We start from the raw sequence: 14,467 nt of genomic DNA on the forward strand, positions 1-14,467 counted from the left end.
GTGGCGAACCGGCCGATCGCGGGAGCGATCGATGAGTACCTGAGTCATCTCGCGGTCGAGCGCGGTCTGGCCGCGAACACCCTGGCGTCCTACCGCCGCGACCTGCGCCGCTACTCCGCCTACCTCGAGGAGCGCAAGGTCGACGCGGTCACCGACATCACCGAGGGCGACGTCGCGGACTTCCTGGCGCACCTGCGCGAGGGCGACGAGGAGCACGTGGCGCTGTCGGCACCGAGCGCCGCCCGGACGCTCGTCGCGGCGCGCGGGTTCCACCGATTCGCCCTCCGGGAGGGGATCGTCGAGACCGACGTCGCCGCGGCGGTGCGGCCCCCGAGCCAGCCGCGTCGGCTGCCGAAGGCGCTGCCGGTCGAGAGCGTCGAGGCGCTGCTCGAGTCCGCCGGGGCGCCCGGCACGGCGCTGGCCGTTCGCGACCGTGCCCTGCTGGAGATGCTGTACGGCACCGGTGCCCGGATCTCGGAGGCCGTCGGCCTCGACATCGACGACCTCGACCTGGATGCGAGCCAGGTGCTGCTGCGCGGCAAGGGAGGTCGGGAGCGCGTGGTCCCGGTGGGCAGCTTCGCCGCCGACGCGCTGGTGCGCTACCTCACCTCCGTGCGGCCGACGCTCGTGAGCACGCGGACGGCGACCGGAGCGGTCTTCCTGAACTCGCGGGGCGGACGGCTGTCGCGGCAGAGTGCGTGGGCCGTGCTGACGAAGGCTGCCCGCGGTGCCGGGATCGACCGGGCCGTCTCGCCGCACACGCTGCGACACTCCTACGCGACCCACCTGCTCGACGGCGGGGCGGACGTCCGGGTGGTCCAGGAGCTCCTGGGCCACGCGTCGGTCACGACGACCCAGGTCTACACGCTGGTCACGATCGACCGGCTTCGTGAGGTGTACGCGACGGCGCACCCGCGTGCCCGGGCCTGACCCTCCTACGTGAGCCGGTCGAGAAGTCGACTTGTCGCGCGCGTCGCCGATCCGGTGCGCGGACCCCTTGGTAGAGTCGCAGCAGTCTTCACCGACGGGAGTCGAGGCGCATGAACGAGACGCGTGATCTGCTCGGAGAGCTCCCCACGGCACCCGGGCCGAAGGTCGGACCGACGGGCCGTCCGGTCCCGCAGTTCCCGCCGCCGGGGCCGCCGAGCCCGGGCCCGGCGTACGTGATCGCGATGTGCAACCAGAAGGGCGGGGTCGGCAAGACGACGACCACGATCAACCTCGGTGCCGCCCTGGCCGAGGCCGGTCGACGGGTTCTGCTGGTGGACTTCGACCCGCAGGCGTCGATGACGGTCGGGCTCGGGTTCCCGGCGCACGACCTCGACGCGACCGTCTACCACCTGCTGATGCACGACGACGTCGGCGTCGGCGACGTCCTGCTCAAGACCACGACCTCGGGCATGCATCTGCTGCCGTCGTCGATCGACCTGTCCGGTGCCGAGATGCACCTCGTCCACGAGGTGGGGCGTGAGCAGACGCTCGCCCGTGTGCTGCGCCCCGTCGCGAACGACTACGACGTGATCCTGATCGACTGCCAGCCGTCGCTCGGCCTGCTGGCGGTGAACGCCCTGACGGCGGCCGACGGGGTGCTGATCCCGCTCGAGTGCGAGTACTTCGCGCTGCGCGGCGTCGCGCTGCTGAAGGAGACCATCGAGAAGGTCCGGCAGCGGACCAACTTCGATCTCGAGATCATCGGGCTGCTCGGCACGATGTACGACTCGCGTACGCTCCACAGCCGTGAGGTGCTGCAGACGCTCGTGGACGGCTGGGGCGACAAGGTGTTCCACACCGTGATCCGACGGACGGTGAAGTTCTCCGACGCGACCGTCGCCGGCGAGCCGATCACCGCGTTCGCGCCCGACTCGCCCGGCGCCGAGGCCTATCGCACGCTCGCCCGGGAGGTGCTCGTCCGTTGCCCCGCCGTGTGAGGTTGCCGGGCGCCGACGAGCTGTTCCGGTCCACCTCGCAGGTCGAGGCCGACGCCGAGACCGAGGGCGACGCCGCTCCGTCCGCCGACCGGACCGAGGGCGCGCACACCAGCAGCCGGCGCGTCAAGCACGACGCGAAGGTGACCGTCTACATGACGGCCGACGAGCTGCTCGGTCTGGAGCACGCCCGGCTCTCGCTGCGCCGCGAGCTCGGGAGGTCGCTCGACCGGGGCCGGCTCGTCCGGGAGGCGATCGCGATCGTGCTCGCCGACTACGACGAGCACGGCGAGGACAGCGAGATCGTCCGACGGCTCGGAGCCTCGTGAGCGTCACGGGAGATCCGGCGCCCGACCCGACCGGTGACGTCCTCCTGGGCGGTTCGGCGACGGAGGAGTCCTCCGGGTTCGCGGTGCACCTGGATGTGTACTCGGGGCCGTTCGACCTGCTGCTCCAGCTGATCTCGAAGCACAAGCTCGACATCACCGAGGTCGCGCTGTCGAAGGTCACCAACGAGTTCATCGCGCACATCCGGGCGATGGGTCCGGACGGCGACCTGGAGCAGACGACCGAGTTCCTGCTCGTCGCCTCGACCCTGCTGGACCTCAAGGCGGCGCGGCTCCTCCCGCAGGGCGACGTCGACGACGAGGAGGACCTCGCGCTGCTCGAGGCGCGGGACCTGCTGTTCGCGCGGCTGCTCCAGTACCGCGCGTTCAAGCAGGTCGCGGAGCGGATGCGCGAGCGCCTGGCGGTCGAGGCCCGGCGCCATCCCCGCGCGGTCGCGCTGGAGCCGCGGTTCGCCACGCTGCTGCCCGAAGTGCTGATCAGCGTCGGACCCGACGAGCTGGCCGCGCTGGCGGCCCGTGCGATGCAGCCGAAGCAGGCTCCCGTGCTCTCCCTCGCGCACCTGCACGCACCCCAGGTCAGCGTGCGCGACCAGGCGGTCGTCGTGGTGGACCGGCTGCGCCGCAGCGGAGCGCTGACCTTCCGGTCGCTGGTCGCCGACGCCCCGGACACGATCACGAAGGTCGCGCGCTTCCTGTCGCTGCTCGAGCTCTTCCGCGAGGGCATGGTCGGGTTCGACCAGGTCACGCCCCTGGGAGAGCTGACCGTCCGCTGGACCGGGACCGAGTCCGGCGAGGTGGAGGTCGGGGCGGAGTTCGACGACGAGGACGGAGCGGGGACGGGCGACGCGGGCGACGGAGAAGGGGATCCGGCCGACGAGGCAGCCGGGAGGACCGGCGGCGGACCGGCCGACGAGGGGGAGCAGGATGACTGACACGCACGACGAGCCGTCGGTTCCCGACGAGCTGCCGACCGAGGAGCTGGAGCTGCGCCCGGCGCTGGAGGCCGTGCTCATGGTCGCGGACCAGCCGCTGGACCACCTGAGCCTGGCGACCGCGGTGGGCCACCCGCCGGCCGACGTCGAGGCGGAGCTGGCCGCGCTCGCGCACGCGTACGACGACGAGGGTCGTGGCTTCGAGCTGCGCCAGGTCGCGGGCGGATGGCGGTTCTACACCCGGGCCGAGTTCGCTCCGGCGGTCGAGCGGTTCGTCCTCGAGGGCCAGCAGGCCCGGCTGACCCAGGCAGCGCTGGAGACGATGGCCGTGGTCGCCTACCGACAGCCGATCTCCCGCGCCCGGGTCTCGGCGATCCGCGGGGTCAACGTCGACGGCGTGATGCGGACGCTCGTCACCCGAGGGCTGGTGGCCGAGGCGGGCACGGACGGCGAGACCGGAGCGGTGCTGTACGCGACCACGCCGTACTTCCTCGAGCGCATGGGACTGGGGAGCCTCGACGAGCTGCCGGACCTGGCGCCGTTCCTGCCGGAGATGGCCGAGGTCGCCGAGGAGGACCTCGCCGCCGCGGCCCCACCGCCGCGGGAGTCGGCCGCCTCCGACGATCGCCTTCCCGACGCCGGCGACCAGGACCCGGAGGACCCGCGGTGAGCGAGCATCCCGAAGGGATCCGCCTCCAAAAGGTCCTGGCGCAGGCGGGTCTGGGCTCGCGGCGCGCCTGCGAGGAGCTGATGGGCGCCGGGAGGGTCACCGTCAACGGCGAGGTCGTCGACCGGATGGGCGTGCGGGTCGACCCGGCGACCGACGTGATCCACGTCGACGGCCGCCGGATCCCGCCGCCGAGCGAGCACGCGTACCTCGTCCTGAACAAGCCACGCGGGGTGGTGTCGACGATGCACGACGAGCAGGGTCGGCGTGACCTGCGGGAGTACGTCGCGGACCGTCCCGAGCGGCTCTTCCACGTCGGACGGCTCGACACCGACACGAGCGGGCTCCTGCTGCTCACGAACGACGGCGACTTCGCGAACCGGATGGCCCACCCGTCGTACGAGATCACCAAGACGTACGTCGCGCAGGTCCGTGGGCGGGTCCCGCGCGGCCTCGGGCGCCGTCTCCGTGAGGGGATCGAGCTCGACGACGGCCCGGTGAGCGTGGATCGCTTCGTGGTGAAGCAGGAGGCCGAGGCGCGGTCGATCGTCGAGCTCGACCTGCACGTCGGCCGCAACCGGATCGTGCGTCGGATGCTCGAGGAGGTCGGGCACCCGGTGGAGGAGCTGACCCGGACGGCGTTCGGGGGCATCCACCTCGGTGGCCTGAGGCCGGGCGGGCTTCGCGACCTGACCGCGGACGAGCTCGGTCGGCTGTTGGATAGCGTGGGTCTGTGACCGATCCCGCACCCCCGTCCCCGCTTCCCGGCCCGGTCCTCGTGGTCGGCTGCGGTCTGATCGGCACGTCGGTCGCGCTCGCCCTGACCCGGGCCGGCGCCCAGGTGCACCTGGCCGACGCGCTGCGACAGCACGCGGAGGTCGCCGAGGGGCTGGGGGCCGGCACGACCCGCGACCCCGAGCGTGTGGGGCTGGTCGTCGTCGCGGTGCCGCCGGACCACGTCGCGGAGTCGGTGGCAGAGGCGCTGTCGGCATGGCCCGATGCGGTCGTCACCGACGTCGCGAGCGTGAAGCTGCCGCCGCTGGAGGCGTTGGTCGACGCCGACGTCGACGGTCTCGACCGGTACGTCGGGAGTCACCCGATGGCCGGCAGCGAGCGGTCGGGCCCGATGGCGGCGTCGGCGAACCTGTTCGAGGGACGCGCGTGGGCCGTGACGCCCCACCAGCGGGCGCGTACGGCCGCCGTCGAGGCCGTGCGGTCCCTGGCGGTGAGCAGCGGCGCGACGCTGGTCGAGATGCCCGCGGCCGAGCACGACGCCGCGGTCGCACGGGTCTCGCACCTGCCGCACCTGATGTCGGTGCTGGCGGCGTCCCAGCTCGACGGCAGTCCCGCCGACCACCTGGCGCTGGCGGGGCAGGGCCTGCGCGACGTCACCCGGATCGCCGGGAGCGACCCGGGGCTCTGGCGGCAGATCCTGTACGCCAACCGCGCCCCGCTGACCGACCTGCTGCGCGGCGTGCGCGACGATCTCGACCGGCTCCTGGGGGCGCTCGACTCCCGTCCGGCCCTCGAGCAGGTGCTCGACCGGGGGGTCGCGGGGACCGCCCTGATCCCCGGCAAGCACGGCGAGGAGCGCAGTGCCGCCCTCGTGCCCGTCTACGTCCAGGTCCCCGACCGACCGGGGGAGCTGGGCCGGTTGTTGCGCGATACGGGAGAATCGGACGTGAACATCGAGGACCTGCGGATCGACCACGACCTCGGGCGGCCTGTCGGGCTCGCCGAGATCAGCGTGCGGACCGAACGCGCGGACCACCTCGTCGAAGCACTGACCGAGCGCGGATGGACCGCGCACCTCTGAGGAAGGACCTCCTGTGTCCCCTGTCGTGATCGCACTGGACGGACCGTCGGGCTCGGGCAAGTCGAGCACCGCGCGTGGTGTCGCGTCGCGGCTCGGACTGGCCTACCTCGACACCGGCGCGATGTACCGCGCGACGACCTGGGCGCTGCTCCAGCACGGCGTCGACGTCGAGGACGCCGACGCCGTGGCAGCCGCCTGCGAGCGGGTGGTGATCGAGTCGGGCACGGACCCCGCAGCTCCCACGATCCACGCGGACGGGCACGACGTCTCCGTCGCGATCCGCGGCCAGGAGGTGACCGACGCGGTCAGCCAGGTCAGCCGGGTCCCGCGGGTCCGCGAGCGCATGGTCGCGCTCCAGCGCGCCGAGATCGCCGAGTCCCACGGCATCGTCGTGGAGGGCCGCGACATCGGGACGACCGTGGCGCCGCGGGCCGAGGTGAAGGTCTACCTGGTCGCCGACCCGGCGGCCCGTGCGGCACGTCGTGCGGCGGAGACCGGTGAGCAGAGCGCGGAGCAGGTCTCGGCGACAGCGGAGTCGCTGGCGCGGCGCGACGTGATCGACTCCTCCCGGACGGCTTCGCCGCTGGCGAAGGCGGACGACGCCGTCCTGATCGACAGCACGACGCTCAGCCTGGACGAGGTGGTGGACGCGGTCGTACGGCTGGCCGAGCCGGTCCTCGCGGACGCATCGGAGCGTGCCCGATGAGCGAGCTGGAGGGCCAGGAGACGGGCGGTCGCGTGCCCGTCCTCGCGGTCGTGGGCCGGCCGAACGTCGGCAAGTCGACGCTGGTGAACCGCATCCTGGGTCGCCGCGAGGCGGTCGTGCAGGACGTTCCTGGCGTCACCCGCGACCGGGTGGCGTACGACGCGCTGTGGAACGGCCGCCAGTTCACGGTGGTCGACACCGGCGGATGGGATCCGGACGCGCGCGGGATGGCGGAGCGGATCGCGGCGCAGGCGGAGGTCGCGGTGTCCGCAGCGGACGCCGTCCTGTTCGTCGTCGACGCGAACGTCGGCATCACCGACGCCGACTCCGAGGTCGTGAAGGTGCTGCGCCGCTCGGGAAAGCCGGTCGTGCTGGCGGCGAACAAGGTCGACGACGAGCGCGGTGAGCTCGAGGCGGCCGCGCTGTGGAACCTCGGTCTCGGCGAGCCGTTCCCCGTCTCCGCGCTGCACGGCCGGGGGAGCGGGGATCTGCTCGACATCATCCTCGACGTCCTGCCCGAGGCGCCCGAGGAGGACATCGACGCAGACGAGGGCCCGCACCGCGTCGCGCTCGTCGGCAAGCCGAACGCCGGCAAGTCGAGCCTGCTCAACAAGCTCGCCGGGTCCGAGCGCGCCGTCGTCGACAGCGTCGCCGGGACGACGGTCGATCCCGTCGACGAGCTCGTCGAGCTCGGCGACGAGATCTGGCGGTTCATCGACACCGCCGGGATCCGCCGGCGGGTCAAGGAGGCGTCCGGCCACGAGTACTACGCGAGCCTGCGGACCGCCTCGGCGATCGAGCGCGCCGAGGTTGCGGTGGTCGTGCTCGACTCGAGCGCGCCGATCTCCGAGCAGGATCTGCGGATCATCCGCCAGGTCGAGGAGGCCGGGCGGGCCCTGGTGATCGCGTTCAACAAGTGGGACCTCGTCGACGAGGAGCGGCGCTACTACCTCGAGCGGGAGATCACCCGCGAGCTGGTCCAGGTCGCGTGGGCGCCGCGGATCAACATCACCGCGCTGACCGGCTGGCACGTCGACCGGGTCGTCCGGGCCCTGAACGTCGCGCTCGACGGCTGGTACACCCGCGTCCCGACCGGCCTGCTGAACTCCTTCCTCGGCCGGCTGGTCGCGGAGCACCCGCACCCGGTCAGGGGCGGCAAGCAGCCCAAGATCCTGTTCGGGACGCAGGCGCAGGTGGCACCGCCGACCTTCGTGCTGTTCACCAGCGGCAAGCTGGAGGACCAGTACCTCCGGTTCGTCGAGCGCCGGCTGCGCGAGGACTTCGGTTTCGAAGGCTCGCCGATCCACATCCAGCAGCGGGTGCGGGAGAAGCGCAAGCGCCGCTGACGCACCCCCGCTGGTCGAGGCGCGAGCGGAGCGAGCCTCCCCCCGCTGGTCGAGGCGCGAGCGGAGCGAGACTCCCTCCGCTGGTCGAGGCGCGAGCGGAGCGAGCGATCGAGACCCCGCCGTACCCCCGATCACGTCGGGGCGCCGGACCTCCACGGCACCTAGCGCCGGACGGCGTAGACCGCCGTTCCGAGGACGACCATCACGAGCCCGCCGATGACGCTGACCAGCGGCAGCGCGAACGCGAGCGCGAGGCAGCCGACGAGCCCGAGCACCGCGAGCGGCGTGCCGAGGCGCCGCTGGGGGCCGCCCAGACGCAGAGCGGAGGCGTTCGCGATCGCGTAGTAGAGCAGCACGCCGAAGGATGAGAACCCGATCGCGCCTCGCAGGTCCGCGGCCGCGGTGAGGGCGGCCACCACGATCCCGACGGCGACGACGGCGTGCCTCGGGACCTGCGCACCCGGGTGGACGGCCGCGAGGACGTACGGGAGGTACCGGTCGCGGGCCATCGCGAGCACCGTGCGGGAGACGCCGAGCACCAGCGCCAGCAGCGCGCCGAGCGCGGCCACCCCGGCGCCGACCCGGACGAACGGTGCGAGCCCCGGCGCTCCGGCGACCCGGACGGCTTCGGCGAGCGGGTCGGTCGCGGCGGCGAGGCGGTCGGGGCCGAGCACGGCGAGCACTGCCCACGCCACCGCTGCGTACACCAGGACCGTGATGCCGAGCGCGAGCGGCACCGCGCGCGGGATCGTCCGCTCGGGTTCGCGGACCTCCTCGCCGAGGGTGGTGATCCGGGCGTAGCCGGCGAAGGCGAAGAACAGCAGTCCCGCGGCCTGGAGCAGCCCGCGCGGTGTGGTCGCGTCGAACGAAGCGCCTGCCGGCGTCGCCGCGTCGGACAGCAGGCAGACCGCGACGACGGCAGCGAGCAGAGCCAGCACGACGGCGACGACGACCCGTCCGATCCGCGCCGAGCGTTGGATGCCGAGCACGTTCAGCCCGGTCACGGCGACGACGGCGAGCACCGCCACCGGCGTCGCGTACGCGGGCCACAGGTAGGCGCCGGCGGTCAGGGCCATCGCCGCACACGACGCGGTCTTGCCGACCACGAAGACCCACCCGGCGAGGAATCCCCAGAACGGGCCGAGGCGCTCTCGCCCGTACACGTAGGTCCCGCCGGAGGCGGGGTAGACGGCGGCGAGCCTGGCCGACGAGGTGGCGTTGCACCAGGCGACGACCGCCGCGAGCCCGAGGGCGACGAGCAGTGCGTCTCCGGCGGCTGCCGCGGCCGGGGCGAGCGCGGCGAAGACCCCGGCGCCGATCATCGCGACCAGGCCGACCACCACGGTGTCGCCGACACCGAGGGTGCGCGCCAGGGGCGCCGACGGATGGGTCATCGGCCGGCCCCGAGGAACGGGCGGACGAGTGCGAGGAAGCCGTCGGGGTCGGTCGCGTGCACCAGGTGGCCGGTCGCGAGCGTGCGCAGCGTCGCGTCGGGAACACGCTCGGCCAGATCGCGCACCCAGTCCTGCGGCACGTGGCTGTCCTGGCCGCCGCCGATCACGAGCGTCGGCGCCGTGATCCGCCCGAGCGCGTCGAGCCAGTGCGGGGGAGGAGCGTCGATCTGCTCCCGGACGGCGAGCACCATCTCCCAGGAGAACGCGAGGTCGCCGGGCGGGCGCTCGGGCGTGCTCGGCGTGCGGGCGTACGGCGCGCCGACGTCCTCGAGCACGAGACGCCGCACCAGGTCGGGCCGCTCGGCCGCGAGCAGGTACGCCACGACACCACCCATCGAGTGCCCGATCACGTCCACCGGACCGGCCCTTCGCTCGTCGAGCAGGGCCGCGACGTCGTCACGCATCCGGTCGAGCGTGTACGGCGGTTCCCAGGGCGCGGCTCCGTGGCCGCGGAGGTCCGGCGCGAGAACGGGACGGTCCGGGCCGATCGCGGCCGACACCGTCGCCCAGTCGTCGCCGGTCTCGCCGAGCGCGTGCAGGAGGAGGACGGGCGCGGTGGCGGTCACGCCACGGAGACTACGGCGGAACGGCCGTGCGGTGGAGGGGGCCGCGAGGGATTCTGCTCGTGGCGGACCGGGCACCGACCGTGTGTTCGGGGGCGCGCGACCGACTGCTAGTGTTGCTTCTCGGGCCTGGGAGGTTCGTCCGAGGTCCATCGGGCTGTGGCGCAGCTTGGTAGCGCACTTGACTGGGGGTCAAGGGGTCGCAGGTTCAAATCCTGTCAGCCCGACCGAAGTGATGTCTGAGGACATCTGCAAGGTCCGAACCCACGGATATGGGTTCGGACCTTTGTCATGTCGTGGTTGGTCGTCCTTGGTGCTGTCGATGGCGAGCCCGCGCAGGAGCTCGCCGAGTGGGTGAGGTCGGATTGCCTGGTCTCGTTCGGCATCGCGGCCTGGGACCGGAGGTAGGATCGGTGTGCAGTTGAGCGAGGCCAAGGGTGGCTGTCGGGCATCCCTGATCCGGCTCGTCAACTCGCCGCGACAACCTTCCGTCCGGGAGGAGCACCACGATGGGCATCACGGTCGCCGACCACTGGGCACAGGGCGATGTCTACCAACGGATCCTTGAGGCACTCGAGGCGGCCGGAAAGGACCTGACCGCGCTGACAGTCGAGGACCTCGCCCCCGTTGACCACGTCCACGCCCGCGGATTCGCGGCCACCGTGGAACTGGGCGATGCCCTGCCACCCGTGGCACCGGACAGCCACCTGCTCGATGTCGGCTGTGGCCTCGGTGGCCCGGCACGCTACTTCGGACAGCACTTCGGGTGCCGGGTCAGCGGCATCGACCTGACCGGGCCGTTCGTCGAGGCGGGGCAGCGGCTGACTGGTCTGCTGGGCCTGGACGACCGGGTGGATCTCCGAGTCGGCGACGCACAGGAGCTGCCGTACGAGGACGAGACCTTCGACGGCGCCTACGCCCAGCACGTCACGATGAACGTGCCCGACCGGCCTGCGTTCTTCGCGTCGGCCTTCCGGGTGCTTCGGCCGGGGGGTTTTCTTGCGCTGACCGAGCACGGTCGCGGGTCCAGCCGAGAGCTGCACCATCCGGTCCCCTGGTCTGAGGACGGGTCCGGGGAGTACCTCGTCACCCCGGAGCAGACGCGGGAGCTCCTCCAGGAAGCGGGTTTCGTCGACATCGCCGTGACGGACACGGGCCAGGACTACCTGGCGGCGTACCGCGCGATGCTGTCGCTGGCTGACAGAGGCGCGTTGCCGCCGTTGGGGTTGCATGTGTTGATCGGCCCGTCAACAACCGCCAAGGCCCGGAACTCGGTGCGCAACATCGAGGAAGGCGCCACTCGGCCCAATCGGGTGGTCTGCCACAAGCAGGGTTGACGCGTTCGCACAGTCCTCGGGGCCTGTCGTCGGCCCGGACTGTCTGACCGAGGCCCTCGTGTGCCGGTCATGACACCGGTTCTGTTCGGCGGTCGTCGCCTACCCCACGGGGGCGGCGTGCCCGTGGCCACGCTCGATCGCCTGGTCGCCGACTTCGTGCCCGAGGCGCGTCGGCTCTACACCGACCGGGTTGGCACTGACCTGTCCTGGCCGGGCGACACCGCTGATCTCCTGACGACCGAGGACGAGCTTCCGGCCTCGCTCCAGGCGCGCTGTGCCAGCGAGCTGTTGGCCGCTCCGGTCGAGCTGGCCACGGGGCACCTGCCGATGCTCACCCACCCGCGTGAGGTGGCCGCTCTGGTCGCGCGCGACCACGACCCGACGCGCGGGGTCGGCACGCGGGGTGCGGACCACTGATCCGCAGACGTCCACGACGCCGCGCAGGCGCGCTCAGCCTGGTACGACGACCACCTTGCCCCGCGCGAGCCCGGCGCCGACCCGGGCCAGCGCGTCCGGCACCTCCTCGAGGCCGACGACCCGGTCGATGTGGATCGCGACCTCGCCGGAGGAGCAGAGACGCGCCATCGGCTCGAAGTGCTCGGGCCCCTCACGCACCATCAGCACGCCGAGGTGGCGGCCGCTCAGCAGCCCGGCCGCTGCCCCGACGGTGGCGACCCGCAGCAGCGCCCGCGCCGGACCGCCGGTGCACAGGTAGCGACCGCCCGGGGCGAGCGCACGGCGGTAGGCGAAGACGGACCGCCCGGTCACCATGTCGAGGACCAGGTCGTACGGCTCCCGCCCCCGGCTGAAGTCCGCGCGCCGGTAGTCGATCACCTCGTCGCAGCCGAGCGCCGTCATGAAGTCGAGCTTGCTGGCGTTGTCCACGCCGGTGACGTGCGCCCCCGCCCGCCTTGCGAGCTGCACCGCGAAGACGCCGCTTCCTCCGCCTGCGCCGTTGATCAGGACACGCCGACCGGCCGCGGCCCGGGCGGTGCCCTGCAGCGCGATCGCACCCGACTGCGGGATCGTCGCCGCCTCGGCCGGAGAGAGCTCGTCAGGGCGCCGAGCCAGCACCGCGGCCGGCGCGACGGCGTACTCGCCGAAGCCGCCCTTGAGGAAGAGGTTGTCGCCGTACACCTCGTCCCCGACCGCGAAGCCGGCGACGCCCTCGCCGACCTCGGCCACCTGTCCGGCGAGATCCGAGCCGAGCACCCGGCGGCGCGGGCGACGCAGGCCGCCGATGCGTGCGTACGCGGGCGACCCGGTCAGGTTCTCCCAGTCGCTGAGGTTGATCGACGTCGCGGCCACGCGTACCAGGACCTGACCGGGCCCCGGTTCGGGCGTGGGCAGGTCGACGAGGCGCAGCGTCCCCGGCGGGCCGTATCGGTCGTAGGCGACGGCTCTCACGCTGCCCCCGCGGGCCCTCAGCCCGGCTCGCCGCCCGCCACCCTGCGGGGCAGCGGGGCCTGGCGGACGTCTCGGCGCAGTGCGTCGACGAGATTGGCAGGACGATACGCACCGTCCTGCTCACTGCGAAGCACGGCGCTGGCCGCGAGCGCCTCGTGGCCCCGCTCCGCCTTCCCGATGTCGTCGCGGGACCCTCGCGGCACCAGCCGGGCCAGTCCCTTCGCCTCGCCGTGCATGGCGGAGAGTGCGTTCGGCGAGATCCGCATCGTGCTCGCTCCACCGCCGGCAGGTCGGCCAGGGGTCAACGCGTCGAGCGAGAACACCAGCCCCGCGTCCTCAGCGCGCTCTGCCAGCCACAGGAGGGCCAGGTCCGACAGGCCGCTCCGGGCGAACCCGCCGCCCACGTCGCTGTGGACGCCCGAGAACCAGACCTGCTCCACCTTCTGCTCCGCCGGAGCGTCCTCGGGAGCGTGCCACAAGGTCGGGGAGAACGGCTTGCGACGCTCGTCGATCGCCAAGGCGTGGTAGGCGTGCTCGACGGACCGGCTGAGGTCCGTGTCGTGGAAGCCCCACCTGCGGTTGATCCTGCGCGTCAGCCAGTTGTCGCCCACCGGGATCCCCAGCGCGCCCACGGTGTCCCAGACCCCGATGAACCGGATCGGCGGCGGAGGGTGCGCGTGCGCGGTACGGAAGGCAGCCGCACGTGGGCCGTCCGGGGGCTCGCTGGACCGGTAGATCGCGTACGCCGTCCGCAGATGCTCGTCGGTCGGCTTCTTCGGGACACCGCAGTTCCGGAGGAGACCGGCGGTGCTCCGCGCCGTGTAGGCGCCCCGGCTGAACCCGAACAGGAAGAGCTCGTCGCCGGGCGCGTAGTTCTCGGCAATCCACTGGTAGGTCTGGGTCACGGCGCCGGACAGACCCCATCCGAAAGCACCGCCGCGCAGCCGTTCTCCGCGGGTCGTGCCGACGCCCGAGAGGTAGGTGGCACGCTGCTCCCTGCCTCCCGCCTCGCCGAGGACGAGCGCCGCGTGGAGCTTGGTCACGTTCGTCGGGTGGCCCTGGTCCTGACGGTTCCAGGTCCCGTCACAGCAGGCCACCAACCGCTTGCTCACGATGGCTCCCGTCGTCGGCCGTCCTCGATCCCCGGTGCGAGCAGCACCCGGGTGGTCATGCCGACCGTGTGGGCCAGCGCGTCGGCGAACCGTCCGCGCAGGATCCGTGTGCCGCGCAGGGCCCACAGCGTCTGGGTCGTGACCCACGACAGGTCCCGTGCCTTGTCGATGTTCCAGGCGGACAGGACGTGGACGACCGGGCCGATCCGATCGTCCACGGCACGACCGACGTCGCTCAGGAAGGAACGGCGGACCTCGGACTCGACGCTGGCGAGGACGACGTTGACGGCCTCGTAGTCCGCGTGGAGGTCGTCGGGCTCGCAGCCGCGCGCGGTGCAGGTCTCGGTCACCGCGAGCGGGAGGTCATGCTCGATGTGGCTGTTCATCCCGGCGATCGCGTACTGGACCGGCAACCGGCCGGCGGCGCGCTCCTCGAACAAGGGTCGCCAGGCGCTGGCCGGTCGCGACCCGGCGGCGTCGGCGTCGTGCGCGTCGAGCCACAGCCGGGCGAAGCGGACGTCGAGCTCGGCCATCGCGGCGGCGTCGCGGAAGGGCGTACGGCGGGTGCCCGCGCCGACGAGGTCGCCGATCCGTTCGGTGACGGTCAGGTACATGCGGTTGAAGACGGCGACTCCGTCGTCCGGGGGCAGGGAGGCGTCGATCGCCCGGAGCCGCCCCAGGACCTCGTCGACGGTCTCGATCGTCTGCACCCTGCCAGCATGGCGCAGAGGGAGGCTCGGGGGCCCTCCATGTGCACGGATCGTCCTCGGGCGCGATCCGGTGGTTCGCGGGCGGGACGGACCGCAAGATGTTACGCTAGGGCTTCAGACGAACTGAACGTGTAATACTGCCGGT

At 72.6% G+C, this 14,467-nt stretch carries 16 protein-coding genes and 1 tRNA gene; 12 read left to right on the top strand and 5 right to left on the bottom strand.

Features of this window, described 5'->3' with window-relative positions:
- The 9 genes from xerD (at position 1) to der (ending at position 7,739) form a co-directional block, all read left to right on the top strand.
- Positions 1-930, top strand: a complete 930-nt coding sequence (gene xerD / locus CLV56_RS14160) for a site-specific tyrosine recombinase XerD (RefSeq protein ID WP_245857944.1) — start codon at positions 1-3, stop codon at positions 928-930.
- Positions 931-1,040: 110 nt separating this feature from the next.
- Positions 1,041-1,928, top strand: a complete 888-nt coding sequence (locus CLV56_RS14165) for a ParA family protein (RefSeq protein WP_100415177.1) — start codon at positions 1,041-1,043, stop codon at positions 1,926-1,928.
- The gene (locus CLV56_RS21035; protein WP_039361759.1) at positions 1,913-2,254 is read left to right on the top strand and encodes a hypothetical protein; all 342 of its coding nucleotides are present in this window, start codon (positions 1,913-1,915) and stop codon (positions 2,252-2,254) included. The genes CLV56_RS14165 and CLV56_RS21035 overlap by 16 nt, the downstream gene beginning before the upstream one ends.
- Complete coding sequence (locus CLV56_RS14175) at positions 2,251-3,204, top strand: segregation and condensation protein A (protein WP_100415178.1); 954 nt, start codon at positions 2,251-2,253, stop codon at positions 3,202-3,204. The genes CLV56_RS21035 and CLV56_RS14175 overlap by 4 nt, the downstream gene beginning before the upstream one ends.
- Positions 3,197-3,874, top strand: a complete 678-nt coding sequence (gene scpB, locus CLV56_RS14180) for an SMC-Scp complex subunit ScpB (RefSeq protein ID WP_039361762.1) — start codon at positions 3,197-3,199, stop codon at positions 3,872-3,874. The genes CLV56_RS14175 and scpB overlap by 8 nt, the downstream gene beginning before the upstream one ends.
- Positions 3,871-4,608: a pseudouridine synthase gene (locus tag CLV56_RS14185; protein ID WP_039361765.1), complete on the top strand. Its 738-nt coding sequence runs from the start codon at positions 3,871-3,873 to the stop codon at positions 4,606-4,608. The genes scpB and CLV56_RS14185 overlap by 4 nt, the downstream gene beginning before the upstream one ends.
- Complete coding sequence (locus tag CLV56_RS14190; protein WP_039361767.1) at positions 4,605-5,687, top strand: prephenate dehydrogenase; 1,083 nt, start codon at positions 4,605-4,607, stop codon at positions 5,685-5,687. The genes CLV56_RS14185 and CLV56_RS14190 overlap by 4 nt, the downstream gene beginning before the upstream one ends.
- Positions 5,688-5,700: 13 nt before the next feature.
- Entirely contained in the window at positions 5,701-6,393 is a 693-nt protein-coding gene (gene cmk, locus CLV56_RS14195; protein WP_039361769.1) for a (d)CMP kinase, read from the top strand.
- Positions 6,390-7,739: a ribosome biogenesis GTPase Der gene (gene der, locus CLV56_RS14200; RefSeq protein WP_039361772.1), complete on the top strand. Its 1,350-nt coding sequence runs from the start codon at positions 6,390-6,392 to the stop codon at positions 7,737-7,739. Before cmk ends, der begins: the two co-directional genes overlap by 4 nt.
- 161 nt (positions 7,740-7,900) lie before the next feature.
- Here the strand turns inward: der and CLV56_RS14205 are convergent, their stop codons facing one another.
- Entirely contained in the window at positions 7,901-9,133 is a 1,233-nt protein-coding gene (locus tag CLV56_RS14205) for an APC family permease (RefSeq protein ID WP_039361775.1), read from the bottom strand.
- Positions 9,130-9,759, bottom strand: coding sequence for an alpha/beta fold hydrolase (locus CLV56_RS14210; protein ID WP_211288152.1), 630 nt, complete (start codon positions 9,757-9,759; stop codon positions 9,130-9,132). The genes CLV56_RS14205 and CLV56_RS14210 overlap by 4 nt, the downstream gene beginning before the upstream one ends.
- Before the next feature lie 150 nt (positions 9,760-9,909).
- Here CLV56_RS14210 and CLV56_RS14215 point away from each other — a divergent pair.
- From CLV56_RS14215 to CLV56_RS14225, 3 genes are all read left to right on the top strand, one after another.
- Positions 9,910-9,983 (top strand) — tRNA-Pro (locus CLV56_RS14215).
- 282 nt (positions 9,984-10,265) lie between these two features.
- Positions 10,266-11,093 (top strand): class I SAM-dependent methyltransferase, encoded by an 828-nt coding sequence (locus CLV56_RS14220; protein ID WP_039361778.1) that lies wholly within the window; start codon positions 10,266-10,268, stop codon positions 11,091-11,093.
- Positions 11,094-11,210: 117 nt separating this feature from the next.
- Entirely contained in the window at positions 11,211-11,510 is a 300-nt protein-coding gene (locus CLV56_RS14225; protein WP_157805174.1) for a hypothetical protein, read from the top strand.
- Between the two features lie 33 nt (positions 11,511-11,543).
- Here CLV56_RS14225 and CLV56_RS14230 read toward each other — a convergent pair whose 3' ends face one another.
- Genes CLV56_RS14230 through CLV56_RS14240 form a run of 3 tightly spaced genes read right to left on the bottom strand, consistent with a single transcriptional unit; the run spans position 11,544 to position 14,322 of the window.
- The gene (locus CLV56_RS14230; RefSeq protein WP_039361781.1) at positions 11,544-12,500 is read right to left on the bottom strand and encodes an NAD(P)-dependent alcohol dehydrogenase; all 957 of its coding nucleotides are present in this window, start codon (positions 12,498-12,500) and stop codon (positions 11,544-11,546) included.
- A 17-nt stretch (positions 12,501-12,517) separates the two neighbouring features.
- Positions 12,518-13,612: a DUF2235 domain-containing protein gene (locus CLV56_RS14235; protein WP_100415181.1), complete on the bottom strand. Its 1,095-nt coding sequence runs from the start codon at positions 13,610-13,612 to the stop codon at positions 12,518-12,520.
- Entirely contained in the window at positions 13,609-14,322 is a 714-nt protein-coding gene (locus tag CLV56_RS14240) for a DUF5995 family protein (RefSeq protein WP_039361783.1), read from the bottom strand. The genes CLV56_RS14235 and CLV56_RS14240 overlap by 4 nt, the downstream gene beginning before the upstream one ends.
- Positions 14,323-14,467: the final 145 nt, after the last annotated feature.

It is taken from the genome of Mumia flava (genome assembly GCF_002797495.1).
Lineage (GTDB): Bacteria > Actinomycetota > Actinomycetes > Propionibacteriales > Nocardioidaceae > Mumia > Mumia flava.